At 70.1% G+C, this 26,670-nt stretch carries 28 protein-coding genes and 2 pseudogenes; 16 read left to right on the top strand and 14 right to left on the bottom strand.

The annotated features are described in order from the left end of the window. Window positions 1-19 precede the first annotated feature (19 nt). Genes ACWDEW_RS17225 through ACWDEW_RS17205 form a run of 5 tightly spaced genes read left to right on the top strand, consistent with a single transcriptional unit; the run spans window position 20 to window position 5,063 of the window. Window positions 20-1,081, top strand: coding sequence for an LLM class flavin-dependent oxidoreductase (locus ACWDEW_RS17225; RefSeq protein ID WP_450513697.1), 1,062 nt, complete (start codon window positions 20-22; stop codon window positions 1,079-1,081). Further along, a complete protein-coding gene (locus tag ACWDEW_RS17220; RefSeq protein WP_450513695.1) occupies window positions 1,081-1,740 on the top strand; it encodes a cysteine hydrolase family protein in 660 nt (219 codons plus the stop codon). Before ACWDEW_RS17225 ends, ACWDEW_RS17220 begins: the two co-directional genes overlap by 1 nt. Continuing rightward, window positions 1,737-3,071 (top strand): NtaA/DmoA family FMN-dependent monooxygenase, encoded by a 1,335-nt coding sequence (locus ACWDEW_RS17215; protein ID WP_450513693.1) that lies wholly within the window; start codon window positions 1,737-1,739, stop codon window positions 3,069-3,071. Before ACWDEW_RS17220 ends, ACWDEW_RS17215 begins: the two co-directional genes overlap by 4 nt. 1 nt (window position 3,072) lies before the next feature. Further along, window positions 3,073-4,488: an MFS transporter gene (locus ACWDEW_RS17210; RefSeq protein ID WP_450513692.1), complete on the top strand. Its 1,416-nt coding sequence runs from the start codon at window positions 3,073-3,075 to the stop codon at window positions 4,486-4,488. Further along, a complete protein-coding gene (locus tag ACWDEW_RS17205; RefSeq protein WP_450513690.1) occupies window positions 4,488-5,063 on the top strand; it encodes a flavin reductase family protein in 576 nt (191 codons plus the stop codon). The genes ACWDEW_RS17210 and ACWDEW_RS17205 overlap by 1 nt, the downstream gene beginning before the upstream one ends. On the opposite strand, the gene ACWDEW_RS17200 is transcribed toward ACWDEW_RS17205, so the two are convergent. Then, window positions 5,044-5,937 carry a DUF2236 domain-containing protein gene (locus ACWDEW_RS17200; RefSeq protein ID WP_450513688.1) on the bottom strand — a complete coding sequence of 298 codons (894 nt, stop codon included), beginning with the start codon at window positions 5,935-5,937 and terminating at the stop codon, window positions 5,044-5,046. The two genes, ACWDEW_RS17205 and ACWDEW_RS17200, sit on opposite strands and share 20 nt — an antisense overlap. A 194-nt stretch (window positions 5,938-6,131) precedes the next feature. Here ACWDEW_RS17200 and ACWDEW_RS17195 point away from each other — a divergent pair, with 194 nt between their 5' ends. The 5 genes from ACWDEW_RS17195 (at window position 6,132) to ACWDEW_RS17175 (ending at window position 10,451) form a co-directional block, all read left to right on the top strand. Next, the gene (locus ACWDEW_RS17195) at window positions 6,132-6,773 is read left to right on the top strand and encodes a methyltransferase family protein (protein WP_450513686.1); all 642 of its coding nucleotides are present in this window, start codon (window positions 6,132-6,134) and stop codon (window positions 6,771-6,773) included. A 126-nt stretch (window positions 6,774-6,899) separates the two neighbouring features. Continuing rightward, a complete protein-coding gene (locus ACWDEW_RS17190) occupies window positions 6,900-7,175 on the top strand; it encodes a hypothetical protein (RefSeq protein ID WP_450513684.1) in 276 nt (91 codons plus the stop codon). A gap of 574 nt (window positions 7,176-7,749) precedes the next feature. Then, the gene (locus ACWDEW_RS17185; RefSeq protein WP_450513682.1) at window positions 7,750-8,256 is read left to right on the top strand and encodes a SigE family RNA polymerase sigma factor; all 507 of its coding nucleotides are present in this window, start codon (window positions 7,750-7,752) and stop codon (window positions 8,254-8,256) included. Between the two features lie 10 nt (window positions 8,257-8,266). Then, window positions 8,267-8,641, top strand: a complete 375-nt coding sequence (locus ACWDEW_RS17180) for a hypothetical protein (protein WP_450513680.1) — start codon at window positions 8,267-8,269, stop codon at window positions 8,639-8,641. Window positions 8,642-8,726: 85 nt separating this feature from the next. Continuing rightward, window positions 8,727-10,451, top strand: coding sequence for a dolichyl-phosphate-mannose--protein mannosyltransferase (locus ACWDEW_RS17175; protein ID WP_450513678.1), 1,725 nt, complete (start codon window positions 8,727-8,729; stop codon window positions 10,449-10,451). A gap of 44 nt (window positions 10,452-10,495) precedes the next feature. Here the strand turns inward: ACWDEW_RS17175 and ACWDEW_RS17170 are convergent, their stop codons facing one another. Further along, window positions 10,496-11,224 (bottom strand): peptidyl-tRNA hydrolase, encoded by a 729-nt coding sequence (locus ACWDEW_RS17170; protein WP_450513676.1) that lies wholly within the window; start codon window positions 11,222-11,224, stop codon window positions 10,496-10,498. A gap of 144 nt (window positions 11,225-11,368) precedes the next feature. Between ACWDEW_RS17170 and ACWDEW_RS17165 the strand changes: the two are divergent. After that, window positions 11,369-11,756: pseudogene (locus ACWDEW_RS17165) on the top strand (ABC transporter); the annotation flags it as partial. Here the strand turns inward: ACWDEW_RS17165 and ACWDEW_RS17160 are convergent. From ACWDEW_RS17160 to zapE, 9 genes and pseudogenes are all read right to left on the bottom strand, one after another. Continuing rightward, entirely contained in the window at window positions 11,748-11,903 is a 156-nt protein-coding gene (locus ACWDEW_RS17160; RefSeq protein ID WP_450513675.1) for a hypothetical protein, read from the bottom strand. The pseudogene ACWDEW_RS17165 and the gene ACWDEW_RS17160 overlap by 9 nt on opposite strands. A 47-nt stretch (window positions 11,904-11,950) precedes the next feature. Then, window positions 11,951-12,793 (bottom strand): polysaccharide deacetylase family protein, encoded by an 843-nt coding sequence (locus ACWDEW_RS17155; protein ID WP_450513673.1) that lies wholly within the window; start codon window positions 12,791-12,793, stop codon window positions 11,951-11,953. 56 nt (window positions 12,794-12,849) lie between these two features. Continuing rightward, window positions 12,850-13,763: pseudogene (locus ACWDEW_RS17150) on the bottom strand (PPK2 family polyphosphate kinase). Window positions 13,764-13,877: 114 nt separating this feature from the next. Then, window positions 13,878-14,096: a hypothetical protein gene (locus ACWDEW_RS17145; RefSeq protein ID WP_450513671.1), complete on the bottom strand. Its 219-nt coding sequence runs from the start codon at window positions 14,094-14,096 to the stop codon at window positions 13,878-13,880. A 9-nt stretch (window positions 14,097-14,105) separates the two neighbouring features. Further along, complete coding sequence (locus ACWDEW_RS17140; protein ID WP_450513669.1) at window positions 14,106-14,906, bottom strand: slipin family protein; 801 nt, start codon at window positions 14,904-14,906, stop codon at window positions 14,106-14,108. Window positions 14,907-15,005: 99 nt separating this feature from the next. After that, window positions 15,006-16,481 (bottom strand): SulP family inorganic anion transporter, encoded by a 1,476-nt coding sequence (locus tag ACWDEW_RS17135; RefSeq protein WP_450513667.1) that lies wholly within the window; start codon window positions 16,479-16,481, stop codon window positions 15,006-15,008. A gap of 8 nt (window positions 16,482-16,489) precedes the next feature. Next, window positions 16,490-17,068: a carbonic anhydrase gene (locus ACWDEW_RS17130; RefSeq protein WP_450513666.1), complete on the bottom strand. Its 579-nt coding sequence runs from the start codon at window positions 17,066-17,068 to the stop codon at window positions 16,490-16,492. 87 nt (window positions 17,069-17,155) lie between these two features. Then, entirely contained in the window at window positions 17,156-17,554 is a 399-nt protein-coding gene (locus ACWDEW_RS17125) for a hypothetical protein (protein ID WP_450513664.1), read from the bottom strand. 154 nt (window positions 17,555-17,708) lie between these two features. Further along, the gene (gene zapE / locus ACWDEW_RS17120) at window positions 17,709-18,815 is read right to left on the bottom strand and encodes a cell division protein ZapE (RefSeq protein WP_450513663.1); all 1,107 of its coding nucleotides are present in this window, start codon (window positions 18,813-18,815) and stop codon (window positions 17,709-17,711) included. A 37-nt stretch (window positions 18,816-18,852) separates the two neighbouring features. Between zapE and ACWDEW_RS17115 the strand changes: the two genes are divergently transcribed. The 5 genes from ACWDEW_RS17115 (at window position 18,853) to ACWDEW_RS17095 (ending at window position 23,518) form a co-directional block, all read left to right on the top strand. Continuing rightward, window positions 18,853-19,647, top strand: coding sequence for a pyrimidine reductase family protein (locus tag ACWDEW_RS17115; protein WP_450513661.1), 795 nt, complete (start codon window positions 18,853-18,855; stop codon window positions 19,645-19,647). Window positions 19,648-19,801: 154 nt separating this feature from the next. Further along, window positions 19,802-20,275, top strand: a complete 474-nt coding sequence (locus ACWDEW_RS17110) for an indole-3-glycerol phosphate synthase (RefSeq protein ID WP_450513659.1) — start codon at window positions 19,802-19,804, stop codon at window positions 20,273-20,275. 109 nt (window positions 20,276-20,384) lie between these two features. Further along, a complete protein-coding gene (murC, locus tag ACWDEW_RS17105; protein WP_450513657.1) occupies window positions 20,385-21,785 on the top strand; it encodes a UDP-N-acetylmuramate--L-alanine ligase in 1,401 nt (466 codons plus the stop codon). A gap of 13 nt (window positions 21,786-21,798) precedes the next feature. Beyond that, window positions 21,799-22,206, top strand: coding sequence for a peptide-methionine (R)-S-oxide reductase MsrB (msrB, locus tag ACWDEW_RS17100; protein ID WP_450513655.1), 408 nt, complete (start codon window positions 21,799-21,801; stop codon window positions 22,204-22,206). 685 nt (window positions 22,207-22,891) lie between these two features. After that, on the top strand, window positions 22,892-23,518 hold the full coding sequence (locus ACWDEW_RS17095; protein ID WP_123997033.1) for a TetR/AcrR family transcriptional regulator: 627 nt from the start codon (window positions 22,892-22,894) through the stop codon (window positions 23,516-23,518). Between the two features lie 384 nt (window positions 23,519-23,902). Here the strand turns inward: ACWDEW_RS17095 and ACWDEW_RS17090 are convergent, their stop codons facing one another. The 3 genes from ACWDEW_RS17090 to ACWDEW_RS17080 all read right to left on the bottom strand — a co-directional run bounded on the left by ACWDEW_RS17090 (window position 23,903) and on the right by ACWDEW_RS17080 (window position 26,655). After that, window positions 23,903-24,808, bottom strand: a complete 906-nt coding sequence (locus tag ACWDEW_RS17090; protein WP_450513653.1) for a LysR family transcriptional regulator — start codon at window positions 24,806-24,808, stop codon at window positions 23,903-23,905. A 93-nt stretch (window positions 24,809-24,901) separates the two neighbouring features. Then, on the bottom strand, window positions 24,902-25,837 hold the full coding sequence (locus ACWDEW_RS17085; protein ID WP_450513651.1) for a dihydrodipicolinate synthase family protein: 936 nt from the start codon (window positions 25,835-25,837) through the stop codon (window positions 24,902-24,904). A gap of 32 nt (window positions 25,838-25,869) precedes the next feature. Continuing rightward, window positions 25,870-26,655 (bottom strand): SDR family oxidoreductase, encoded by a 786-nt coding sequence (locus ACWDEW_RS17080; RefSeq protein ID WP_450513649.1) that lies wholly within the window; start codon window positions 26,653-26,655, stop codon window positions 25,870-25,872. Window positions 26,656-26,670: the final 15 nt, after the last annotated feature.

The raw sequence follows: 26,670 nt of genomic DNA, 5'->3' as shown, positions 1-26,670 counted from the left end.
CCGCAGAAAGGCCCATGACGTGCCCGCGAAAGAGTACGGAATCTTCCTTCCCATCGGGAACGGCGGCTGGATGCTGTCCACCACCGCACCGCATCCCGAGGCGACCTACGCGTACAACAGGCGTGCCGCCCTGCACGCGGAGAACATCGGCCTCGACTTCGTGATGTCGATGGCCAAGTGGCGTGGTTTCGGCGGGAGTACGGACCACTGGGGCCGCTCGCTGGAGTCGATGACGATGATGGCGGCGCTCGCCGAGGCGACCAGCCGGGTCAGGATCTGGGCCACCCTGCACGCCAACATCCACAACCCCGCGATCGCGGCGAAGATGCTCACCACCCTCCAGGACATCTCCGGCGGCCGGGCCGGGATGAACATCGTCAACGGCTCGTACGCGGGGGAGTTCGAGCAATTCGGCGACTGGGACCCGGAGTTGAGCCACGCGGACCGCTACCGGATGACGGAACTCTGGACGGAGGCCGTCACCCGGCTGTGGACCGAGGACTCGGTCACCATGCGTACCCCGTACTTCGACCTCGTCGACTGCGAGTCCCGTCCGCATCCGGCGACCCGGCCGACCCTCATCAGCGCGGGCCGCTCCGAGGACGCCCGCCGCTTCCAGGCCAAGTACGCCGACGGCGCCTTCCTCGCCGCCGACAGCCTCGACGACATGCGGTCGCTCTCCGCCGACGTGCACGCCCGTGCGAAGGCCAACGGCCGTGTCTGCAAGACCTATTCGATGCTCACCGTCGTCCAGGACGACACCGACGAACTGGCCGTCAAGAAGGTGAAGGAGTGGGGCGTCGGCGTCGACCGCGAAGCCCTCGCCCATATGCGGCACACCTGGGGCGTGCCCGAGGACCAGGCCCGCGCCTGGGCCGCCGGTGCCAACGGGGAGGCCGCCTTCCAGACGCCGTACGTCGCCGGCAGCGCCCGTACGGTCACCGAGCACATCGAGTACATCGTGCGGGAGGCAGACCTCGACGGACTCATGCTGATCTTCCCCGAGTACGACGAGGACATGCTGCTGTTCGGCGACACCGTGCTGCCCGCGCTGCGCGCCCGCGACGAGGTGGCGGCCTGATGTCCGACCTGCGCGACAGACAACTCGCCCAACTCGCCGGGTCGTTCAGCAGGCCCGCGCTCGTCGTGGTCGACGTGCAACGGGACTTCGCCGACCCGGACCGGCTCGGGGCGTACGGCCTGACGGACGAGGCGCTCGCCGCACTGGACCGGACGGTCACCCGTATCGCCGAACTCGTCGACGCCGCACGCGCCGCCGAAGTGCCCGTCGTCTGGGTCGAGTTGGGCAGCGACCCGGAACGGCCGTGGCGGTCGAGCAACTGGTTGCGCGAGGGCGACTACGACGCACCCATGAGCCCCGACGAGCCGTGCCGGATCGGGACGCCCGGTGCCGAGTGGTTCCGAATGGAGCCTGGGGAAGGGGAGTTGAGGGTGGTCAAGCGCGGCTACAGCGGCTTCCTCGGCACCGATCTCGACGCCCGGCTGCGGGCGTCCGGCTGTGACTGGCTCACCGTCGTCGGCCTGACGAGCGAGTGCTGCGTCTACGCGACCGCCCAGGACGCCGTCCAGCTCGACTGGCCCGTCGTCGTGCCCCAGGACACCACGACCGCCTACGACCACCACGTCAACGCCGCCGCCCTGTTCCAACTCGGCCTGAACGTAGCCGTGTTGAGCGACGCCGACGAGGTCGTCGAGCTGTGGAAGAAGGCCGCACGATGACCGGAATGCACATCGGCTACGACCTCTCCTTCACCCACACCGAAGGTGCCTGGGCCCGCCAGGGCTCCTGGATCGGGCGGGACTTCCCCGACGTCCGGATGTTCATGGAACTCGCGCAGACCGCCGAACGCGCGGGCGTGGGCCTGCTGTTCTTCGGCGACGGCAGCGGCATCCCCAGCACCTGGCGCGGCAGCATCGCACCGGCCGTGGAGTGGGGCATCCAGTGGCCGCGCCACGACATGGCACCGGTCATCGCCGCGATGTCCACGGTGACGGAGAAGGTCGGCTTCGGGCTGACGTACTCCTCGACGTTCATGCATCCCTTCTACGTCGCCCGCCTGTTGAACTCGCTCGACCATGTGACCGGCGGCCGTATCGCCTTCAACGTGGTCGCCTCCACCCGCGGCGCCGACGCGGCCAACTACGGGTTCGCCGAGCTGATGGACCACGACCTGCGCTACGAGCGCATGGAGGAATTCGTCGACGTCTGCCGGGCGTTGTGGGACTCCGTCGCGCCGGACGCCATCGTCCGCGACCGGAGCACGGGCCGGTTCGCCGACCCCGCGAAGGTTCACCCCATCGACCACGAGGGGCGGTTCTTCACCGTCAAGGGGCCCCTCGCCTCCGTACCCGGCCCGCAGTACCATCCGCTCATCGTCCAGGCGGGCAACTCGCCCCGGGGCATTGCCGCTTCGGCCCGGTTCGCCGACCTCGTCTTCGGCTTCGGCGGACATCTGGCGAGCCAGCAGCGCCATCGCAAGCTGCTCGACGAGGCGTTGCTCGCCGAGGGGCGCGACCCGGAACACGTGGGCATCCTCTGGGCCACCCAGGTGATCGTCGGCCGCACGAAGGCCGAGGCGCTGGCGCGCTGCGAGGCGGTGCACGAGTTCTGGAACGAGGAGGCGGTCGCCACCTACCTCTCGCACAACGCCGGCTACGACTTCTCCACGCTCCCGGACTCCTTCAAACTCGGCGAGCTGCGCGACGAGTTGGCGGCTGCCAACGCGAGTCCGGCGGGGCTGGTCGGCTCGCTCGTCGCGGAGTTCGGCGCGGACCGCACCATGAGCCGCAGCGAGTTCTTCGCGCACGGCAGGGGGCGGGCGACGGGCCTGGACCACAGCCTCGTCGGCGATCCGGCCGCCGTGGCCGACGCACTGGAGGAGAACTTCGCCGCCACCGGAGCACGCGGCGGCTTCATGTTCTCCAGCCCGCTGGCCATGCCCGCAGGCTTCGCCGCGATCAGTGAACTGCTGCTGCCCGAACTGCGCCGCCGCGGCGCGCTCGCACCGGCCTACCCCGGCTCAACCCTCCGCGAGAACCTGGCAGTTTGAGATGCCGGCAGTCGGTACGAGTGTCGGTGCGCGGCGCGACTGGTTCGCGCTCGGCAGTCTGTGCACCGGGTTCTTCATGCTGCTGCTGGACAGCACGATCACCTCGGTCGCGCTGCCGTCACTGATCAGCGGGTTGCAGGCGAGTGAGACGGCCGCGATGTGGGTCAACAGCGGTTACCTCGTCGCGTACGCGGTGCCGTTGGTCGTCGCGGGACGGCTCGGCGACCGCTACGGCCATCGACGCGTCCATCTGGTCGGGCTGGCCGCGTTCACGCTCGGGTCGCTGCTGTGCGCAACTGCCTCCACCATCACGGCACTTGTCGCCTGGCGGGTGGCGCAGGGCATCGGCGCCGCGTTGATGACCCCGCAGTGCCTGACCCTCATCAAGGCGTTGTTCCGGCCGCCGCGACTCGCCGTCGCGCTCGGGGTGTGGGGCGCGGTCGGCGGAGCGGCGGTGGCTGTCGGGCCGCTGCTGGGAGGTTTCCTTGTGGCGGCCGGGGGTTGGCCCGCGGTGTTCTGGGTCAACGTGCCGGTCGGCGTCGCCGCGATGGTCGCCGTAGCGGTGTTCGTGCCGGTCCTCCCACGGCAGTCGGCGCGCATCCCGGTGTGGGCGATCTGCGCGAACGCCAGCGGTGCGGGTGCCCTGGTGATCGGTATCCAGGGCACGGACGGCGCAAGCGCGGAAGTGCTGGGCGTGCCAAGGTGGTTGCTCGCCGGGGTGGGCGTGCTGGTTGTGGTGGCTGTGGTCTGGCTGCAGCGCCGGGACGGTCAACGCGCCCTCGTGCCGGTCGAGTTGCTGCGCAGCCGTGGGTTCGTCGTCGCGGCCTGGGCGGGTGCGGCCGCCGCTTTCTGCTCCGGGTCGGCCATGATCCCGCTGATGCTGTACCTCCAGCGGGAGCGCGGTCTCGACGCGGGCGCGGCGGCCCTCACCCTCGTACCGATGGGCGTGGTCTGCCTGTTGGGGGCGCCGGTGTCGGCCCGGCTCAACAACGGAATCGGGTCCCGCGCGGTCGCCGTCATCGGCTCGGGCGCGCTCGTTCTGTCCATCGGCACATCGGCGGTGCTCGTCGCGACCGACGCCCCGATCGCCGCGCTGACCGCCACGTTCGCGCTGTACGGGGTGGCCAACTCCTTTGTCTGGTCGCCCCTTTCGATCGCGGCGGTGACCTCGGTCGGTGCGGACGAGGTCGGGGCGGCCTCCGGAACCTTCAACGCGATGAAGCAACTCGGTGCGGTACTGGGCAGCGCGGTCTGTGCCGTACTGCTGGCCGCTCACGGCTACGCGATCACGCTCGGCGGGCTCGCGGCGGTCGGGATGCTGTGCCTTCTCGCGTCGGCACTCCTGCGCACCGAGCCTTCCGGGAGCGGGCGCCCTGTGGTGCCCGCCGCGCCACAGCTACCCACAGGAGTCACCTGATGAAGCCTGACGCAGACGGGGGTCTCACCATGACGGCGCCGGAGGGAACGGAAGGCCTGGAAGGCCTGGAAGGCCTGCGCAATCTGGCGGGCGTCACCTCCGATCCCGGGGAGATGACGAGGGCGTTCTCCGGGTTCCCGGCGGGGGTCGCGGCCCTCTCCGCGCGCGTCCACGGCGACCCGACCGTCATGATCGTCTCGTCGTTCGCGGTCGGCGTCTCCCACAACCCGCCCATGGTCTCCTTCGCCGCGCAGCACACCTCGACGACCTGGCCGGTGCTGTCCCGCGCGCGGGCGATCGGGATCTCCGTCCTGGGCGAGGCCCACGGCGACAAGGCCCGCCAACTCGCGTCCCGCAGCAAGGAATCCCGGTTCGCCGACCTGCGCACGGTGGAGGCGGAGTCCGGTGCGATCTTCCTCGACGGCGCGCCGGTGTGGCTGGAGTGCACCGTCGAGCACAGCTATCCGGCCGGCGACCACGACATCATCGTGCTGCGCGTGCTGGCCATGAGGTCCGACGACGAGCGGAGTCCGCTGGTGTGGCACCGAAGGACCCTCAAGATGCTGGGGAGTTGAGCGCCGGGCCGGTACGGCGGCGGGTCTGCCGCAGGCGCTCGGGCAGCGGTCTGCGGTAGTCGGGCAGAAGGCGTTGGGCGAGGAACGCGGACTTCAGGAACAGGCGGACGGCACGCTCACGGCGCGGGGTGAGCGTGCCGATCCGGTGCAGCCGACAGACCCGCTCGCCGGCGAGATACCGGGTCAGGTCTCTGCCGAACGCCCGTAAGGGGACGGGGAACCAGCGCTCGGCGAAGAACTCCATCATCGCGGTCGCCACCCGATGACCGGACTCCGTTTCCTCGTACGGCCGCGCCTCGAACTTCACGGCGAACTCGGTCATCGCGTCCCAGTCCTCGGGGAACGCCTCGTCGGCCAGCGGCCCGGACTCGCGCTCCAGAAGCCGGAAGAGGGTCTGTGCCCAGCGATGCCAGGCGACCTTCATGCTCTCGCTCGTACCGGGCAGCCCCAGCGAGGTCTGGAGACGGTCGGCGAACGTGGCCAGCAGAACCAGGGGATAGACGAAGTCGTCGACGTCGTCGAAGTTGCCGGGCAGCTGTGGGGTCGCGCGGGCGATGGACAGGTGGATGCGGTTCAGCCGCTCGGCGGCGCCCCGGCCCGCCGGGCTGGACAGCCCGTCCACCATCCACGCCATCAGGAACGTGTTGCCGTCCTCGAAACGCCGCCGGGGCCGCTTCTCCAGCTTCGCGGTGTGGGCCAGGGTGGCGGCTCCGAAGCCCGGCTGCATCATGCGCATCGTGCCCGGATAGACCATCATCGCCAGCGCGAACTCGGGGACGCGGTGGCCGACGTAGAGCGAGATCATGCGCTCCCAGTCGGTGTCCGGGTCCATCCGGGCCAGCTCGCGTTCGACCCACTTGTAGCCACGGCGCATGCTCTGTCCCCCCATTCGGACTTTCAGGAGGGGGACGCTGCGGCACCTGCCGACCGATGCCCCGATCCGTCGTGATCTACGTCACCTCGACCGAGGGTGACGGACCTGTGACGGAATCTCCACCCGAGGGTGGAGCCGCTGAATCAGCCCGTGGGTGGTGGTGAACGACGCAGGTCGGAGCGCAGCCTTGTGCCATGGGTTCACTACATTCCGCACTCGTGGCGGTCACCGGCGTCTGTGTCGCGATCTTCGTCGTGGCGTGGATCGCGGGCGCGGTGTACTTCGGCGTGAAGAGCGGGGCAGGCCTCGCCGGCTGGGCACGCGGCCTGCGCCGCACCCTGCCCCGGCGACTTCTCCTGATCGCGGGCGCCTACGCGTTCTCCCTGCTCATCAGACACACCCCGGACTCCTTCTGGCACCACCTCCGGTACTGGCAGCCCGAACTCGCCCTCCTCGGCGCCCTGATCGCCGCCGCCTCCACGGCTCTGCTGCTCTGGGCCCGGTGGGTGCTGGGCGTCATGTGGGCCAGCATCCCGCTGGTCCACGAACACCACGAACTGCGCACCGAGGGCCCGTACCGAATAGTGCGGCACCCCATCTACACCGGTCTTCTCGGCCTGGTCTTCGGCGGAATGCTGGCCTGCGGCTTCGGCGTCTGGACCGTGTTCCTGGCCGTCGCCGTCCCCTGGCTGCTGCGCCGGATCCGGATAGAAGACGGCCTGATGGCCGACCGGTTCGGTGCGTCCTACGAGGCCTACCGCGCCCGAGTGCCGGCTCTGATCCCGTGGACCCGGCCCGCTTCGGTCGGACCCCGGGCCGTCGACAGCCGGTCGTGAAGTCGTCGCCGAGGCCAATCTCTGCTCCGGGAGCGGCAGTTGCTCGGGTCATCTGTCGGATTCCTGCCATCCCGGTGGTGCCGGCGGATGCTGGGCCGCCGTCCGCCTGCGGGGCGAACCCGGCCCGTGGCCGTCCGGGGCGGCGACCTGATGAACGCCTGTGGCCCCATCCGGCTGATCGCGCTCAACATCGGCTTGTCGGCCGGCGTCGTCGGTGAGGAACTGTTCATCGCGCTCGTCCTGGTCGACATGGTCGCCGTGATTGCCGTGATTGCCGTGATTGCCGTGGTCGCCACGGTCATGACGGTTCCGGTGCCGAGCCGTCTGGACCGCCGCGACGCCGGATCCTGCGCGGCGACGGAGGCACCCGAGGGCAAGGAGGCGGCAGCTGCGCCGAGTTGAGTGTGAACCCGCGGGGTGACGGGCGGCGTGGCGCGCCAGGTACGTGTTCGGTGCCGAGACCGTCATGACGCGCTCGGTGCCGAGAGCGGGACGACGTGCCTGGCGCCGAAGGGTTCGATGATCGTGTCGCCCTGACGGGCCGTCGCCCCGACCGGTCGTCGCCTCGGCCGGGCAGGTCGCCGACACGGCCGTATGTCTTCCGGGGCGGTCGGCGCGGGCGCCTCGGTCGCGCTGCCTCGGCCTCGTCGCTCCGGCGCCGGTTGCTGCGCCATGACGGTCGCCGGGCCTGGCGCAGACCCGGGATCACGCACGGCACAAGGGCGGCTCTTCAGGACGACCGGATGGCAGTTCGGACGCAGTGGAGATGGGAGCGGACCAGGCCGGCGGAAAGGTGAATGTGATGCACGGCACACAGCGGGAGTGCATAGCGGGGTAGGGGCCACTGTCTTTGTTATAGGCGTGGGGGTGTGTCCGCGGTCGTGCGGGGCGTACCGGGGTCGATGACGCTGTGCTGCCCCGCGACGCTGCGGTCCGAGGCCGGCGTCGCCGGCTGGGAGGTAAGGGGTCGACGCTGATGGAGCGGTTGCGGGCCGACGAGTTCGACCGGTTCGTGGCGGCTCGGTGGTCGGCGTTGTTTCATCTGGCGAAGCTGCTCACCGGCGGCGACCGGCACCGGGCGGAGGACCTGCTGCAGGAGGCGCTGGTCAAGCTGTGGTTTGCGTGGCCGAAGGTGGCCGAGCAGGCGCCCGAGGCCTATGTGCGCAGGGTTCTGGTCCGTGCCGCGGCTCGCTCGGCACGGCGTCGCTGGTGGGGCGAGCACCCCGTCGACCAGCTGCCCGACCCGCCCAAGGTGGGAGACGAGACCGCTGCCGTCGATGAACGGACCCGGTTGGAGGCCATGTTGGCGTTGCTGCCGGCGCGGCAGCGGGCCGCGGTGGTGCTGCGCTACTACCAGGACCTGCCCGAGCAGCACGTCGCGAAGGCGCTGGGGTGTCCGGTGGGTACCGCCCGTTCGCTCACGGCGCGCGGCGTCGCACGGTTGCGGCGGCTTCTGGCCGAGGCAGTCGAGTCGGTGGAGTGAAGAAGGAGCCATGGACCACTTCGAGCAGGGGCTGGCACGCATGCTGCGTGACAGCGACGAAGACACACCCTACGAGGAGCGGCACCAGATCCGCCTGCGAGCCGGCATCCGTGCCCGGCAGCGGGCCCGGACGTTCTGGATGGCCACCGGATCCGTGCTGACCATCGCCGGGCTCGGAGTCGGACTGACGCTCCTGGCGAGCTTGTCCGCTCAGAGCGGGCCGAACGGTCCTCAACCCCGCCCCGTCACCTCTGCGGAGTCGGTCACGGGGCCGTCGACGGCCCGCCCCGCCTCCACTGCCGAGGGGTCGCCGCTGCCCACACGGACCTCGGCCACCACCCGGGTGGCCACCACTTGGCCGGGTTCAAGGAGTTCCGGTCGGTGAGGGCTGACCGAGCCGGCCCGACCACCCGCCCACCGGTCGGAAGACCCCCGCTTGTCCTGCTCTCCACGAACTGAAAGCTCACCACGTGATTCATGAGAACGAGCCTGCGTCGGCCGACGCCCCTCGGCAGGCGGCGCAGTCCCGGGCAATCTCCTGGGAGCGGCGGCTGCGCCGCTTCGGGTACGTCGAGCGACCGCGCACGTCCGTACGGGACCGCCTGGTCGTGCCGTTTCCCGAGCCCGACGCGCGGCTGTGGCACCTGCTCGGGCTGTCCCCGGTGACAGCGGGCCGGCTGGCGCGCTGGTCGGGATGGGGCGGGCCGTTGCTGGTGACGCTCGTTGCCGGGCTGTCGCGCTTCTGGCGGCTGGGCAGCCCGCGGGCCGTCGTGTTCGACGAGACGTACTACGCCAAGGACGCCTGGGCCCTGCTCCGGCTGGGCTACGAGAGCACGTGGCCGGACAGCAAGGTCGCCAACCCGCAGATCCTGGCCGACCCTCAGGTGATCCCGCTCTCCGACACCGGAGCCTTCGTCGCACACCCGCCGACGGGCAAGTGGGTGATCGCCCTCGGCGAGTGGATGTTCGGCCTCGACCCCTTCGCCTGGCGCTTCATGACGGCGGTTCTCGGCACGCTGTCGGTACTGATGCTGTGCCGAATAGGCCGCCGCCTGTTCCGTTCAACCGCGCTGGGCTGCCTGGCCGGCGCGCTGATGACGGTGGACGGTCTGCACTACGTGATGAGCCGCACCGCCCTGCTCGACCTCGTCGTCATGTTCTTCGTACTGGCGGCGTTCGGCTGCCTGCTCATCGACCGGGACAGTGCGCGGGCCCGGCTCGCGGCGGCCCTGCCGGTCCAGGGGGACGGCCGTATACGCCCGGACGGACACACCGGCGACCGAGCAGGGACGGGAGTGCGGCCCTGGCGGCTCGCCGCCGGGTTCTTCCTGGGCCTGGCGGCCTCCAGCAAATGGAACGGCCTGTACTTCCTCGCCTTCTTCGTGGTCCTGACCCTGCTGTGGGACGTCGGCTCCCGCCGCGTCGCCGGGGCGCGTCGGCCCTACCGGGCGGTGCTGCGCAAGGACCTCGGCTGGTCGGTGGTGTCCCTCGTGCCGGTCGCCGTCGTGACGTATGTGGCGACCTGGACCGGCTGGTTCATGTCCGACAACGGCTACGGACGGCACTGGGCGGACGGCCGCGGCGGCACCTGGTCGTGGATCCCGGCCCCGCTGCGCAGCCTCTGGCACTACGAGTACGGCGTCTACCGGTTCAACGTGGGGCTGGCCACCCCACACAAGTACCAGTCGAATCCATGGAGTTGGCTGGTCCAGGGCCGCCCTGTGCTGTTCCACTACGAGTCACCGAAACCCGGTACGTACGGCTGCCACACGACGGCCGACTGTTCGCAGGCGATCCTGGCCCTGGGCACACCGCTCCTGTGGTGGTCGGCCTGCTGCGCCCTCGTGTATCTGCTCTACCGATGGGCGCTGCGCCGCGACTGGCGCGCCGGCGCCGTCCTGTGCGCGGTGGCTGCCGGTTATCTGCCCTGGTTCCTGTACCAGGACCGGACGATCTTCTCCTTCTACGCGGTCGTCTTCGTGCCGTACCTGTGCCTGGCGGTGGCGATGACGCTGGGAGCCCTGCTGGGTCCGCCGGGCGCGACCCGCCGGCGCCGCACCCGAGGTGCGGTGTCCGCAGGTGCGCTGGTCCTGCTCATCGCCTGGAACTTCATCTACTTCTTCCCGATCTACACAGGGCAGACGATCCCTTACGCCGACTGGCACGCCAGGATGTGGCTCGACACCTGGATCTGAGACCGTGTGAGGCCCTCCGACCCGCAACCGCGTGATGTCAGACGTCAAAGAGACCCGACACGGTGGTGTCCCTCGACCGCGACGGTCAGCCCGGGCGCGATCTCCGTGAAACCCGCGTCCCGGACCAACGGCCGCTCGCTGCTGATGAGTTCGGCCCACTGGGCGGGGGCGGCGGTGCGCACGGAGAGCGGGAAGCCGGCCTGTCGCCAGACGGTCCGCTCCTCGTCCGACAGCTCCCACCAGGCGAGTTGGGCGCCGTGGCCGGTCTGGGCCATCGTCTTGCCCGCGGACATGTCGAGGTCGGGGTTCAGCCAGAGCACCGGGGCCGTCGGGTCCGCGTCGGCCGGCGGTTCGGGGTCGTCGAGGTCGGTACCGGACACCTGGAGCCGGGCCAGGTCCTTGGGCCAGCCGTCGAGCGGAACGGGCGGGAAGACCCGTACCTCCGCCGACTTCCCGGTCACCGTGATGCCCGGCAGCGCCTCGGCCCGCCGCCACTCGGCACCGCGCGCCCGCCGCACCACCTTACGGATCCGCGCGTCCTGCCAGTCCCGCATGACCTGCGCCCACTCCCCGTCACCGAGGGCCCGGTCGTCGCTCAGGATGGTCAGCACGGCCCGGGCCGCCGTCTCCAACGCGTCCGTCCGCGCCGGCGGAGCGTCCCGCTCGATCCGCACGACCAGGGGCAGCACGAACTGCGGAGCCTCGTCGCGCACGGTGCGCTCGTTGCGGAAGGGGTCGACATCGCCGCCGGGAACGGTGGAATCACTGGTCACGCCGTCCAGTCTGCCAGGAGGGGAACGGGTCCTTGGAAACACCACTGAGCGAACCCACCCGGGGGCGCGGGGCTGCGACATCGTGCGGCTCCGCCACGTGGGCGCGACCAGCCCCCACGCACCGGCACTTGCCCTACGACGTCCGGTACGGCGGCCACTCCGGTCGTCACGCTGATCAGCGACCCGGCGAGCGCGGATCACCGCACCCGGGTACCGCTCCCCGCCGCCGGGACGGCGGGACTGCTCGCGGTCCTGGTCTGCGCCCTGCTCGGTACGGCGGTCGGCGCGCTCACCAACTGGCCGCTGCTGCGCTCGCCCGGCCGGGCGGTGCCCGCGATGCTGCTCTGGCGGCACTGCTGTCGGTGGTGGTGACCGCTTCCCCGGCGCAGGAGGCGGTCAGCGGCCTGGCCACCGGCTCGCAGTCGGGCACGGCCCCGGCCCCGGTCCCGCTGCTCCCCTGGCCGGGGCGGCCCTGGTCACGGCGGCCGTGACCGCCGCGACCTTCGCCCTCACCGACCGCCGCTCATCCTGAACAGGCGGTCCGCTGCGCCTCCTGCCACTCGCACACGGGGCACAGGGTGATCCCCTTGTGCGACTCCGGATACTCGGTCGGCTCCTGGCACAGCACACACTCCGCGAACGCCGGTGCCGTTTCCGCTGCCGATTCCTCGTCACTCATGCGACCAGCGTAAGAGGAGTGCGTGACGTAAGAGGGGTGCGCGCGCCTCAGCGGTGCCGGTCCGCCGCCCCGATCAGCTCGGAGACCTTCACGAACCGGTACCCCTTCTTCCGCAGCTCGGGCACGATCATGCGGACGGCCTTCTCGGTCGCCGGGGCGGCGCTGCGGGTGCAGTGCATGACGACGACCGACCCGGGCTGCACACCCTCCAGCACCTGCTGGGCCACGGCATCGGAGTCCGTCGCGAAGGCGTCCCCGCTCACCACGTCCCACTGCACCGCCGTGACACCGACCGCGCTCAGGGTCTTCAGCGCCTGCCGGTCGTAACACCCGCCGGGGAAGCGGAAGTACGGCATCGCGTTCGGCACGCCCGCCTTCTTGAAGGCGGTGTACGCCCGCTCCACATCGGCCTTCATCCGGTCCCGGGAGACGGTCGGCAGGCCGTAGCAGTCGCCGGTGAAGGCGTAGTGGCTGTACGAATGGTTGGCGATCTCGAACTGCGGGTCGCGCCCGATGTCGCGGGCCTCGGCCGGATACTCGTCGGCCCACCGGCCGGTCATGAACACGGTCGCCGGCACCTTCAGCGCCCGCAGCGTCGCGATGAGCTGCGGATTGTCGAAGTGCTCACCGGCCGCTGCACGCGGTCCCTGATCGGCGGTCATGTCGGCGTCGAAGGTCAGCGCGACGGTCTTGCCGTCCCCGCGCGGACCGTTCTTGAAGACGGGGGTGAGTCCGGCGGGGCCGGGCGCGAGGGTGGGGGGCCGCGAGGTCACGGCGCTGGGCGCGGTGGGCGCCGGACGGCTGGCGTGGGGCGCGGAAGGGGCCCCGCAGGCGGTGAGCGCGGCGCCGAGTGCACAGGCGGCGGCGACTCGTCGTACTCGAATGATCACCGTAGGAACATAGGTGAATAAAAGTTACTAATCGGCCATCGACACGGAACGGGCCGTCAGTCGGAGTCGAGCAGCCGCTCCCGGCACTCCTCCACGTCGAAGTCCGCCTTGGGATACCGCGGGTCCAGGGCCGTCAGATGGTCCAGGAGCAGGCGGCTGATCGCCCAGTTGCGGTACCACTTGCGGTCGGCGGGGACCAGGTACCAGGGGGCCTCCGGGGTCGAGCAGCGGGTGAGGGCGGTCTCGTAGGCCTGCTGGTAGGCGGGCCACAGGGCGCGTTCGTCGATGTCGCCGGGGTTGAACTTCCAGTGCTTGTCCGGGTTGCCGAGGCGTTCCAGCAGGCGGCGGCGCTGCTGGTCGTAGGAGATGTGGAGGAAGCACTTGACGACGGTCACGCCCTCGTCGGCCAGGGACTTCTCGAAGCGGTTGATGCGGCCGTAGCGGTCGTTGATCTCGCGGTGCGGGGCGAGTTCGCGGACGCGGGCGATGAGGACGTCCTCGATGGGGGTCCCCCCGCTTCGAGCGAAGTCGAGAAGTGGGGGAGGGAACGGTCGAAGATGCCGACCTCGCCGGGCTCGGGGAGGGCGCGTTTGATGCGCCAGAGGAAGTCGTGCTTCCGCTCCTCCGGTGTGGGTGCCTTGAAGGCTCGGATGCGGCAGCCGGAGGGGTTGAACAGGCCGATGACGTGCTCGACCGTGCCGCCCTTGCCGCTGGTGTCCATGCCCTGGAGGACCAGGAGCAGGCGCCGCCCGTCACCGGCGGTGCTCGCCGCCCACAGGCGTTCTTGCAGGTCGGCGAGGTGTTCGCCCATCCGGGCGGTGTCCTTGAGGCCCGCCGCCTTGCCGGCGGGGCCGCCGGGGGTGGCCCTCGCGTCGTAGGAGGAGAGGTCGACCGGTCGGCCGGCGGGGACGCGCAGCAGGTCGGTGAGGGCCTTCTTGCCGTTCTCGCGCTTCGCGCCCTTCTTGGCCATGGGAGCACCCCTTCCGGTCGGCTCCCTCGATCCTGCGGCGCGGGGGCGGGGCCCGCCAGTCAGCGTGCCCGGGGCGAGGGTGCGGCCGGTCGGGGTGTGTCGTACCGCGTCTCGTCAGAACCGTTCCGCCGAGCCGCCCGCGATGGCCGGTGGCGGGGTCACCTGCTCCCCGTCGCGAGGGCGCGCGCCGCGCTCGGTGAGTGCCGTACTCGTGGCCGCGATCCGTTGCGAGGTGCCGGGCGCGGGCGCGGACGAACCGCCTCCGTCCTCCCCGCATCCGGCGGCGGTTCCCAGGAGGGAGGTCGCGGTGACGATCGCGAACCTCGGGCGCATGGCGGCATGTTACTGCTCGACGGCGGGCGGGGGAGGGGGCTGCGGCGGTTGCGGTTGCGCCCGTTCCAGGAAGCGCAGCAGCTCCACCGGGAAGGGGAGGACGAGTGTCGAGTTCTTTTCCGCCGCGACCGCAACCACCGTTTGCAGCAGGCGGAGTTGGAGTGCGGCGGGCTGTTCGGACATCTGCTCGGCGGCCTCGGCGAGTTTCTTGGAGGCCTGCAGTTCGGCGTCCGCGTTGATGATGCGGGCGCGGCGTTCGCGGTCGGCCTCGGCCTGGCGGGCCATCGAGCGTTTCATCGTCTCGGGCAGGGAGACGTCCTTGATCTCGACGCGGTCGATCTGCACGCCCCAGCCGACGGAGGGGCTGTCGATCATCAACTCCAGGCCCTGGTTGAGTTTTTCGCGATTGGAGAGGAGGTCGTCCAGGTCGCTCTTGCCGATGATCGAGCGCAGGGACGTCTGGGCCATCTGCGAGACGGCGAAGCGGTAGTCCTCGACCTTGATGATCGCGTCCACCGCGTCGACGACCTTGAAGTAGACGACCGCGTCCACGCGCACGGTGACGTTGTCGCGGGTGATGCCCTCCTGTGCGGGCACCGGCATCGTGACGATCTGCATGTTGACCTTGCGGAGCTTGTCCACGAACGGGACGACCGTGGTGAAGCCGGGCCCCCGCACCTCGCCGACCACCCGCCCGAGGCGGAAGACCACCCCCCGCTCGTACTGCTTGACGACCCGGGCCGCCGCAGCGACGTAGACCACGCACGCGGAACCTACCGCCACGCCCGCCACCAGCAGTTCCTGGAGCATCCTGACCCCCAAGTGGAGAGGCCTTTTGTCTGCTCCTGCAAGGGTATGCCCGGTGCCTGCTCCGGGGCCACGATCAGCCCGGAGCAGGCACCGGTGCCGCTACTTCACCGCCGTGGCCTCCACCGGCGTCATCTTCACCGGCTCGGTGCCGGCCGCGCTGTGCCGCTCGGCCCAGTTCTCCAGGGCCGTACGGCAGGCGTGGTCCAGGTGGTGCAGGCCGGACAGGTGCAGTTCGACCGGCCGGTCCTGGGGGAGCGCCTCCAGGCTGTCGAGGATCTTCGGCAGCCGCAGGAAGGTCGCGTTGCCCGACAGATACGCCTGGACGGGCCCGGCGCCCTTGTCGACGACCTCCAGCTTGATGTGCGAGGCCTCCCACGCCGTCTTGCCGATGGCCAGCGCGAGCCCGATGAGCACGCCCTCGAACATGCTGACCGCGACGATCGACAGCGCCGTGACGACCAGGATCAGCGCCTCGCCCCGGTGCTCGCGCCACAGCGACACGATCTCCCGGACGGGGATGAGCTTGGCGCCGGCGTGCACCAGGATGCCCGCCAGGGCCGGGATCGGGATGTACGCGAGGACGTCCGGCAGCAGCGCCGCGAACAGCAGCAGCCAGACGCCGTGCATGACCCGGGACGCCTTCGTCCGCGCGCCCGCCTGCACGTTCGCCGCGCTGCGCACGATCACCGCGGTCATCGGCAGTGCGCCGAGCAGTCCGCAGATCGTGTTGCCCGCGCCCTGCGCCACCAGCTCCTTGTCGTACTCGGTGCGCGGCCCGGAGTGCAGCCGGTCCACGGCTGCCGCGCTGAACAGCGACTCCGCGGACGCGATCAGCGTGAACGCGACCACTGTGCCCAGGAGCCCGACCTGCGCCAGCTCACCGAACTCGCTGAGCGGAGGCGGCTGGAGCGACCCGAGCAGCCCCTGCACCTCGACGGTCGCCACCGGCAGCCCGAAGGCGAGCGCGGCGAGCGTCGCCAGTCCTACGGCGGCCAGCGGACCCGGCACCGTACGCACCTTGGCCGGCAGCCGCTTCCACAGCACCAGGACGGCGATGGTGGCGGCGCCGAGCGCGAGCGAGGCCAGCGCCTTCGTGTTCCCGGCGGCGTCGACGAGCGCGCCGGGCAGCTCGGCTATCTTGTCCAGCCCCGAGGCGGGGGCCTTCGCCCCCGCCACCGAGTACAACTGCCCGGCGATCAGCACCAGTCCGATACCGGCCAGCATTCCCTCGACGACCGAGACCGAGATGGCCCGGAAGTAGCGCCCCAACTTCAGGATGCCCATGAGGACTTGGAGCACGCCGGTCGCGAGCACGATCACCCCGAGGGCGGGCAGTCCGTACTCCCGCACCGCCTCGAAGACCAGCACGGTCAGACCGGCGGCGGGCCCGGACACCTGGAGGCTGCTGCCCCGCATGAGTCCGGTGACGATCCCGCCCACGATGCCGGTGACCAGGCCGAGTTCGGCCGGTACACCGGAGGCGACGGCCACGCCCACGCAGAGTGGGAGCGCGACCAGGAACACGACGAGGGAGGCGGCGAAGTCCTCCCGCAGATGGGGGAATTTGGTCGACATCGGCGCGCTCACAGGGACTTGAAGGCGTCGGCGGCGGGGTCGTGCACCAGGACCGCACCGGTGTGGACCTCGTAGAACCAGGCGTGCAGGGTGAGTTGACGGTCCTTCAGCTTCTTCTCGATGTACGGGTACGAGCGCAGCCGCAGCAGCTGCGTCAGGACATGGCTCTGCACTCCTTCGGACACGGCCGGGTCGTCGACCGTCCCCTCCGGCTTCGGGGTCGCGTGCGTGAGCCAGTCGCGCACGGCCGGTACGGCGGTCAGGTCGTCGCCGCGCACCAGCGCGCCGACCGCGCCGCAGTGCGAGTGGCCGCAGACCACGATGTCGGAGATGCCGAGGACTTCCACGGCGTACTCGATGGTGCACGCCTCGCTCGTGGGGTGCTGGGAGGTGTACGGCGGAACGATGTTGCCGGCGGTGCGCAGTTCGAAGAGCTGGCCGGGGCGGGCGCCCGTGATCAGGGCCGGTACGACCCTGGAGTCGGAGCAGGTGATGAACAGCACCTGCGGGGACTGGCCTTCGGCGAGTTTGGCGAACTCCTCAGGGCGTTGTCCGAACGTACGGGCGTTGTCGATGAGGGGCTGCATGGCGTGAGTACTCCTCCTGGCGCGTCCTCTGGACGCGTCGGGCTTGCATGACAGTGTGCGTGGGGGAACTGACTGCCTGCTCGGCTCTCAGCAGCGGAAGACCTGAAGTGCCGCCGGAGAGTGCGCTGTTGAGGATCTCGATGTGCGATGGTGCGCCGCGCCGGGCGCCACCTGTGTGCTTATGGCCGCCGGGTCCTGCGTCAGCAGGGGGCGTTCGGGTGTCTCGGGCCCGCAGTCGACGCTGCGGAACCGGTCGCGCAGCCGCAGCGGGACGGTGGGGGTCCCGGAGGCGCCGCAGTCGCGGAACGTGATGGTCTCGGAGCGCAGGGCCTTGCCGCTGAGCTTGAGCCCGGGCTGGGCCTTGGCCTCCGCATGACGCGCTGTGTGCGCGGGTGCGAAGGATTCCATGGGTGCGAAGAACGGCAGGGCGAGCAGGACGGCAGTGAGGAGCGTCACGACGGTCCGGGCCGTCTCACCTCGGTACATGCGCCCCCCTCCAGCTGATCCGTGCTTCTCGTGCAGACCAAGGCCAGGTCAACGGCTGGTCAAGAGGAACGGTAGCCCAGTGAAGTTGTTTGCAGGGTTAACGGAGCGTTTCCGATGAAAGAGAGCGTGAAAAGCGTGCCTCGGCTGGCGTGAACTAAGCGGTTTCGACGAGGCTCTTGGCGTCCCGGGCCAGCGCGGTGAGGCGGGAGATCGCGCGGAAGTACTTCTTGCGGTAGCCGCCGTTCAGCATCTCCTCGCTGAACAGCCGGTCGAAGGGCAGGCCCGAGGCCAGGACCGGCACTTCACGGTCGTAGAGCCGGTCCGCGAGGACGACGAGCCGTAGCGCGGTCGACTGGTCCGGTACCGGCTGGACGTCGGTGAGGCAGACCGCCTTGAGGCCGTCGGTCAGGGCGCCGTAGCGGCTGGGGTGGACCTTCGCGAGGTGCGCGAGCAGGTGCGGGAAGTCGTCGAGGGAGGCGCCGGCGGTCGCGTACGCCGCCTTCGTGACCTGCTCGTCGGAGAACGGCGCCGGGGCTTCGGGCAGGCCGCGGTGGCGGTAGTCCTCGCCGTCGATGCGCAGTGAGCGGAAGTGCGCGGACAGCCCCTGGATCTCGCGCAGGAAGTCGACGGACGCGAACCTGCCCTCGCCGAGCTTGCCGGGCAGCGTGTTGGAGGTGGCGGCGAGCGCGACGCCCGCGTCGACCAGCCTGCCGAGCAGGGTCGACACCAGGACGGTGTCGCCCGGGTCGTCCAGCTCGAACTCGTCTATGCACAGCAGGCGGTGGCCCGACAGCGTCTGCACGGTCTGCTGGAAGCCGAGCGCGCCGACCAGGTTCGTCAGCTCGACGAAGGTGCCGAAGGCCTTGAGCGAGGGCTCGGCCGGGGTCGCGTGCCACAGGGAGGCCAGGAGGTGGGTCTTGCCGACGCCGTAGCCGCCGTCGAGGTAGACGCCACGGGGGCCCGTCGGCGTCTTGGCCGCCTTGCCCTTGCCGAAGCCGAGGAAGCCGCGCTTGGCGGTACCGGCCGCGTGTGCCCCGCCGAGTCCGGCGGCGAAGGTCTCCAGGACACCGACCGCATCGGTCTGGCTGGGCTGGTTCGGGTCCGGGATGTACGTGGCGAAGCGCACCGAGTCGAAGCGCGGCGGCGGCACCATCTCGGCGACCAACCGGTCCGCGGGGACGAACGGCTCACGGGCGCACAGGGACAGCGGGGCCGCGTCTGCTATCGGGCTGATCCCGGAGGCGGCGGAGGAGGACGACACGGTTCACCACTCTAAGGGCCGTGCCACACTGCACGACATGCGACGCCTGTTCCCTGTGACCGACGAAACAGCAGCCCAGGCCTCGAACGGGGCCCCTGATGCGCGTGGGACGGACCGGGAGTGGGGGCTTCCGGAACTCGCGGAGGCGTACGCCTACCCCGTAGGGGAGGGTCCCTGGCTGCGCGCCAACATGGTGTCCACGCTCGACGGGGCCGGTCAGCACGAGGGCCGCTCGCAGCCCATCTCCGGGGACGCCGACATGCGGATCTTCGGCACCCTGCGGGCGCTGGCGGATGTCGTGGTCGTCGGTGCGGAAACGGTACGCCAGGAGGGTTACCGGCCCGCACGCGCGCGTGCGGAGTTCGCGGCGGCACGGGCGGCGGCCGGACAAGGACCCGCCCTCGTGATCGCGGTCGTCACCGCGAGCCTCGACCTGGACTTCTCGCTTCCGCTCTTCGTCTCACCCCTGGTGCCGACGCTGGTCCTGACCGGCGCCGCGGCCGCCCCCGAGCGGGTCGCGGCGGCGGAGAAGGCGGGCGCCCGGGTGGTGGTCGCCGGTGACGGCGCCGGCGTGGACCCCGCGCGGGCCGTACAGGCGCTCGCGGACCTGGGACACGCCCGGCTGCTGACCGAGGGCGGGCCGCGGCTGCTCGGGCAGTTCGTGGCCGCCGGGGTGCTCGACGAACTGTGTGTGACCCTCTCACCGATGCTCGTGGCGGGGGAGGCGCAGCGGATCGCCGGGGGGCCGTCGGTTAAGGTTCCTCAGCGCTTCGAACTGGTGTCCCTGCTGGAAGAGGCCGGGTTCCTGTTCGGTCGCTACCGTCGGACCTGAAAACGGGCGGAATGATCCGTTCCGTTTGTCTTTCGGCGGGCACACTAAATCCGGCAGTACCCGTGCGATCACGGGGCAGGATGGTTTCCGCAGGGCCTGGCAGGCCCACGGAGGAGAGAGGGCCCGAGGGTCCTCGAAGGAGAAGGGGCGCCTGGTGTTCACAAGCGTACTGATGATCGAGAAGGCCCTTACGTCCGCCGACGTGGAGTTCGTCACCACCTTGCACGGTGACGAGACCGTCTCCTTCCACGTATTGCTCCAGCCCCGCGGCGACCAGGCGGACCGCCTGCTGCGGGCCATCGACGACGTCGCCCTCGGCGAACTCGACGAGGCGGCGCACGAGCGGGAGACCCCCGAGGGCAAGGACGCGGCGGAACTCGGCGCGCAGGCCCTGTCGGTGTCCTTGGAGGCTCTGCACGCGTCCGGCAGCGCGGCGGAGGGGCGCCTCATCGAGGACCATCCGCTGGACGCCCTCAAGACCCTGGTGGACGAGATCGGCGCCGACGAGGTCATCGTGCTGACCGACCCCCACTACGTGGAGGAGTTCTTCCACCGGGACTGGGCCTCGCGGGCCCGTCACAAGGTCGGCGTACCGGTGCTGAAGCTGTTCTCGCACAGCAAGGAGTAGCGGGCGGGGAGCGGCGGGCGGGTGTCCGTGATTGTCGGTGGCACCGAATAGGCTGGCCGCCGAACGTCCGCCGTATCCGTACGGAACCAGCACGCACAGGGAGACACACATGGCACCCGGCCTTCCCACCGCCATGGACCGACCGCACTTCATCGGCATCGGCGGGGCCGGGATGTCGGGGATCGCCAAGATCCTCGCGCAGCGCGGCGCGAAGGTCGCGGGCAGCGACGCCAAGGACTCCGAGACCGCCGACGCGCTGCGCGCCCTGGGCGCCACCGTGCACATCGGACACGCGGCGGAGCACCTCGCCGACGACGCCACCTGCGTCGTCGTGTCGTCGGCGATCCGCAAGGACAACCCCGAGCTGGCCCGCGCGGCCGAGCTGGGCATGCCCGTGGTCCACCGCTCGGACGCCCTCGCCCGCCTGATGGACGGCCTGCGCCCGATCGCCGTGGCCGGCACGCACGGCAAGACGACCACGACGTCGATGCTCGCGGTCTCGCTGACCGAGCTGGGCCTGAAGCCCTCGTACGCGATCGGCGGCGACCTGGACGCCCCCGGTTCGAACGCGCTGCACGGCGACGGCGAGATCTTCGTCGCCGAGGCCGACGAATCCGACCGCAGCTTCCACAAGTACGCCCCCGAGGTCGCGATCGTCCTCAACGTGGAGCTCGACCACCACGCCAACTACGCGTCCATGGAAGAGATCTACGACTCCTTCCAGACCTTCGCCGACCGGATCGTGCCCGGCGGCACGCTGGTGATCTCGGCCGACCACGAGGGTGCGCGGGAGCTGACCCGCAGGCTGTCCGACTCCGATTCCGTTTCCGTGAAGACGGTGACGTACGGGGAGGCGGAGGACGCCGACGTACGCATCCTCTCCGTGGTCGCGCAGGGCCTGAAGAGCGAGGTGACGGTGGTCCTGGGCGGCGAGGAACTCACCTTCACCGTCTCGGTCCCCGGTCGCCACTACGCGAGCAACGCGGTCGCGGCCCTGGCCGCAGGCGCCGCACTCGGCATCCCGGCGGCGGAACTGGCACCCGCGCTGGCCGCGTACACGGGCGTGAAGCGGCGCCTCCAGCTCAAGGGCGAGGCGGCCGGCGTCCAGGTGATCGACTCCTACGCCCACCACCCCACGGAGATGACCGCGGACCTGGAGGCGATGCGCGCGGCGGCCTCCACCTCGCGGCTGCTCGTGGTCTTCCAGCCCCACCTCTTCTCCCGCACCCAGGAGCTCGGCAAGGAGATGGGCCAGTCCCTGGCCCTCGCGGACGCCTCGCTGGTCCTGGACATCTACCCGGCCCGCGAGGACCCGATCCCGGGAGTCACCAGCGACCTGATCATCGAGGCCGCGCGCGCGGCGGGCGCCGACGTGACCCCGCTCCACGACAAGGCGGACGTCGCCGAGGCCGTCGCGGGAATGGCGAAGCCCGGTGATCTGGTTCTCACCATGGGAGCGGGCGATGTGACTGACCTCGGCCCGCGGATCCTGGACCGTCTCGCGAAGTAAGGGGCTGAGCTGCATGTCGTACGACGTCGAAAAGCCGGACGAGGAATGGCGCGCGGAGCTGAACCCGGCCGAGTACGCGGTGCTGCGGCAGGCCGGCACGGAGCCCGCCTTCGTCGGTGAGTACACAGACACCAAGACGAAGGGCGTCTACTCCTGTCGCGCCTGCGGCGCCGAACTCTTCACCTCGAACGAGAAGTTCGAGTCCCACTGCGGCTGGCCGTCCTTCTTCGATGCACGCAATAGTGATGCGGTGGAACTTTTGGCGGACCGGTCGCATGGGATGGTGCGGACGGAGGTGCGGTGTGCTCGGTGTGGGTCTCATCTTGGGCATCTGTTCGAGGGTGAGGGGTATGCGACACCCACGGATCAGAGGTACTGCATCAACAGCATTTCGCTGCGGCTGACGCCTGACGAGGGCTGACGCGGGACCGCAGGTTCGAGCCCTGGGCGGGGCACCGACAGCATCTGTACGGTGGCGTGGCCGTCGTGAGTTGGCGCTTTCCGGGACGGTGGCCGTTCCGGAGGAGCGGCGACGCCGGCGTAGGCGTGGTTCCCGGTGCGTGTCCGGGACACGGCGGCGCGCACTGAGCCTCCGGAATTTCATGATGTGCCGTCAGAGACCGTCGGCAGCGATGGTGGGTTCGAGCCGCGCGTCGGCCGACAGTGAAGGCACCTGGGGATGCGCTTGTTCTGCGTCTTCCGGGGAAGCGCTCCTCCGAGATGAGGTTTCCTTCCGGTCATGGCCCTGGCCGGCCGGGCCAGGCCGAGCAGCGGCACGGCGGCCTACGTGCCGGGACGCCCGTTGGTCAGCGGCGATGGCCGCCGTGCGATCGCTGCGGTGGGCGAGATCAGGGGGAGGGCCTGTTCGGTTGCCGTGTCCCCTGACGCCTACGGCTGGGGGATTGGCCGGTGCCGGAGTCCCTGATGAGCGGTCGTCGATGGGCCGATCGAAGGGGGGGAGACGCCGCTCCATGCCCAACCGGCGATCTCCAAAGTGGATACGGTGTTGCTGTTATGGTGCTGGCCGAGGAGGTGGACGTTCAGTGGCGGCAGCTGGTCCCACGCGAGCGACCACGGCATCGGCTCGGCGCCCGGGGCGTCCGCCCGTGCCGCTGGAGCGCATCGTCTCTACGGCACTGCAGATCGTGGACGACGAAGGGGCCGACGCTCTCTCGATGCGGACGCTGGCCCAGCGCCTGGGCTCGGGCACGGCGACGCTGTACCGGCATTTCGACAACCGGGCAGCGCTGGTCGCCCATGTCGTGGACCGCATGTTCGGCGCCGTGGAACTGAACGGCGACGAACTCCTCGCGATGGGCTGGCAGCAAGCGCTGCGGACGGTCGCACACACCATGTTCGAGATCCTGGCCCGGCACCGGAACGCTGCGCGCCTGATGGTCGAAGAGATTCCCCTGGGGCCGAACGCCATGGCACTGCGGGAGCGCTGTGTCGCGGCGCTGCTCGACAGTGGCTTCCCGCCGCGACTGGCCGCGCACGCCTTTGCCACCCTCTCCCGCTACGTCCTCGGATTCGCCATACAGGTCAACGGTCATGGCGGCGGCGGGCAACTCGACGACGCACAACTGTCCGCCGTCTTTCAGGGCGTCGATCCAGCCTTGTTCCCGGCAACGGTCACCGTCGCCGAGTCGATGCCAGTTCCGATCGAGGACGAGTTCTCCTTCGGACTCGAACTCCTTCTCAGCGGGCTTGCCCACCTGCGCGACGACGCCTGACCAGCCAGGACGATGCGAACCTGAGGCCGTCGGCCTGCGGAGTCATCTCGGTCTGCATCGAGCGTCGCCACAGCTGCCGGTGACGGACAGGACGCCGGCGAACTCGCCAACGTAGTAGACAGCGCTGAGGCCCCCGGGCCTGAGCCAGCCCCAGGCCAGATAGAGCATGACCGCTCCGGTCGTGACCGGGAGGGGTCCGACGTTGCGCTTCTTCAGGCGCGCGTTGGCCGGTTGCGGTTCAGTGGTGCATTCGGATGCCCGTTGGCCAGCCCTGGATCTGCCCATCCGTGGAGTGTGGAGTCGATCCGCAGAAGAACTGAGTGGCCGTTGACACTGATCACTCCGATGCGGGAACAGCACCCTCGATCTCAGGGCAAGTTGACCTTAGAAGCGGAGTGCTCCTTCGGGCAGATCCCGCTCCGCGGTCAGCGGCAACTCCACAGTGGTGAGCATGTCCCGGTATCGCTCGGCCAGTTGGGAGGGGAGCTTTCTGCTGAACACCACCAGCTCGCGGAAATAGCCGGGCCCGATCCGCCGGGTGTGCCTCGACCAGCGCAGCGGCACCGCGTTCTCCGGTGTCACCGTCACGCCGATCCCCTCGACCGCGAACAGGAGCGCCGCGGAGACCTGGCCCGTCCGTGCGACGGCGCGCGGCGTGAACCCGAGGTGCCCTGCCAGGCGGTCCACCACTTCGCTCATGCCCTGTTCCTGCTCGTAGAGCACCCAGTCGGCAGCGGCCAGTTCGGCCGGATCAGCCGCTGTCCCCGCCGGGTATTCGGCCGAGCCGGTCACCACCATCTCCTCATATCCCAGGGAGACGACGGGCCCCTCCCACGGGTCGGGCCGTGGACCGACCGCGATGTCGCCCTGGCCACTGCGCATGGCCTCTTCGAGGTCCCGGCGGTGGGAGTAGTCGTGCAGTCTCAGCACGGTGGAGGGGTACGTCGAGTGCCAGCGCGCCGCGGACGGCGGCAGGATCCCCGAGGCGACGGACCGTACGGTCAGGACGTGGACGTCGCCCTGACGGCCCTCCACCACCTCGCGCACCGAGTCCTGCGCGTCCTGAACCGCACGGACGACGTTCTGTGCGCGGGGCAGAAAAACACGGCCCGCGGGAGTCAGCGTCACCCCTTGCCGGCCGCGCTCCAGCAGGACCGCGCCCAGCTCCTTCTCCAGGGCCCCGATCTGCTGGGAGAGCGAAGGCTGCGTGACATAGAGCCGCGCAGCCGCTCCGCTGAAGGAGCCCGACTCCCAGACCGCGAGGAAGTACTCCAGCTGACGTAGCTGCATGTGATCAAGTTACTCGGCCGAGCGTTGCCCAGTACTCGGCGGGGCTAGGTGACGTGGTGCCGTACTGCTGTGCTGAGGGGTGTTATCTGTGCGTCATGCCATGAGTGCGACCCTGCTGTCCTTACGGGTGAGCCGGGACAGCAAGTAGTCGACCTCGGTGCGGGCACGCGCCGACAGCACGGCCCCGGGCTTGCGCTGGGTGTCGGAGGCCAGGATTCCGCGGCGCTTCATGACGTACTTGCGCACGGCCAGGCCGATGCCCGGTTGCTGTTCGTAGCGCAGCAGGGGCAGGTGGGCGTCGAAGATGTCATGGGCGGCATCACGATCGCCGGCGGTGGTGTGGCGTACGACGTCGACGAGGAGTTCGGGCACGCAGTAGCCCGTCATCGCTCCGTCGGCTCCGCGTTCGGTCTCGAAGTCCAGGAAGAGACCGCCGTTTCCGCACAGGATCGACAGGCGGGGCATCGCTCTGTCGGCTTCGAGTTGCCGGAGTGCGCTGATCTTCTCCAAGCCCGGCCAGTCCTCGTGCTTGAGCATCACGCACCCTGGCGCGGCGTTCGCGATGCGGGCGATGACGGCAGGGGACATGACGACGGAGAACGACAGCGGATAGTCCTGGATCACGAACGGCACGTCCGCGCCGATGGCGCCCGCCGCTCCCTCGTAGTAGCTCACGATCTGGTCGTCGGTACGCAGCGTGTTCGGCGGGGCGATCATGACGCCGCCGGCACCGGCTGACATGACGTCGACCGCGAGAGCCCGCATGGCGGCGTAACCGGGTGCGGAGACGCCCACGATGATCGGCAGATCGGTGCGCTTGATGACGTGCTGGACGATGCGCACGCCCTCCTCGTGGGACAGCTTGGGTGCTTCGCCCATCTGGCCCAGGAGAGTCAGTCCGGTGACGTCGGCGTCGCCGTAGAATTCGACGAGTCGGCCGAGTGAGTCGAAATCGATTGCGCCTTCCTCGTCGAAGGGCGTTGGTGCGATGGCGAAAACACCATTGGTGTTGCGGTCCACGGGTGCCATTGTTCTGCCTCCTCAGAAGTCCGATGTCTTTTTCAGAGGCTGGCGACGAGTCCGCCGTCGACGCGAATGACCGAGCCTGTGATGTAAGAGGCCTGGACGCTTGCGAGGAAGGCGACGGCGGCGGCGTATTCCCGCGGTTCGCCGTAGCGGCCCACGGGGATCGACGCGACGCTCTCGGCGGACGTCTCCGCGACGGACCTGCCCTCCCGATCGGCCTTGGCCTGGTCGAGGAACTTGATCCGCCGGGTGCCGATCCGTCCCGGAACGACCACGTTGCAGGTGACACCCTCGGCCGCGACTTCCCGGGCCAGCGTCTTGGACCAGCCGAGCAGGCTGCCCCGCAAGGCGTTCGACAGCCCAAGGTTGGGGATGGGGGCGATCACCCCCGAGCTGGCGCTGGTGATGATCCTGCCCCAGCCGCGGCTCCGCATCAGCGGCACGACCCTGTCCGTGATCGCGATGACGGACAGCACCATGGACTGGAAGTGCCTCAGCCAGAGTTCAGGGTCCTGCCCCGCAACCGGCGAGGGCGGCGGCCCTCCCGTGTTGTTGACCAGGATGTCCACGGGACCGAGCGCCCCTTCGACTGCCGTGATGTGCTGGTCGATCGCGCCCAGGTCCGCGAGGTCCCATTCCAGGGGCACGGCTTTCCCGCCCGCGTCGGCCACCGCCTCGGCGGTGCCCTCTGCGGCCTGCGGGCTGATGTCCGCGACGGCGACAGCGGCGCCTTCCGCGGCGAGAGCCTGGGCGATCGCGCCGCCGAGACCCCCACCTCCGCCCAGTACGAGCGCGGTCTTGCCCGAAATTCCCAGATCCACAGCTTCGCTCCTTGG

The organism is Streptomyces sp. NPDC001100 (genome assembly GCF_053598575.1).
The sequence above is the reverse complement of the archived record's forward strand: the minus strand, read 5'-3'. Positions and strand labels throughout refer to the sequence as shown.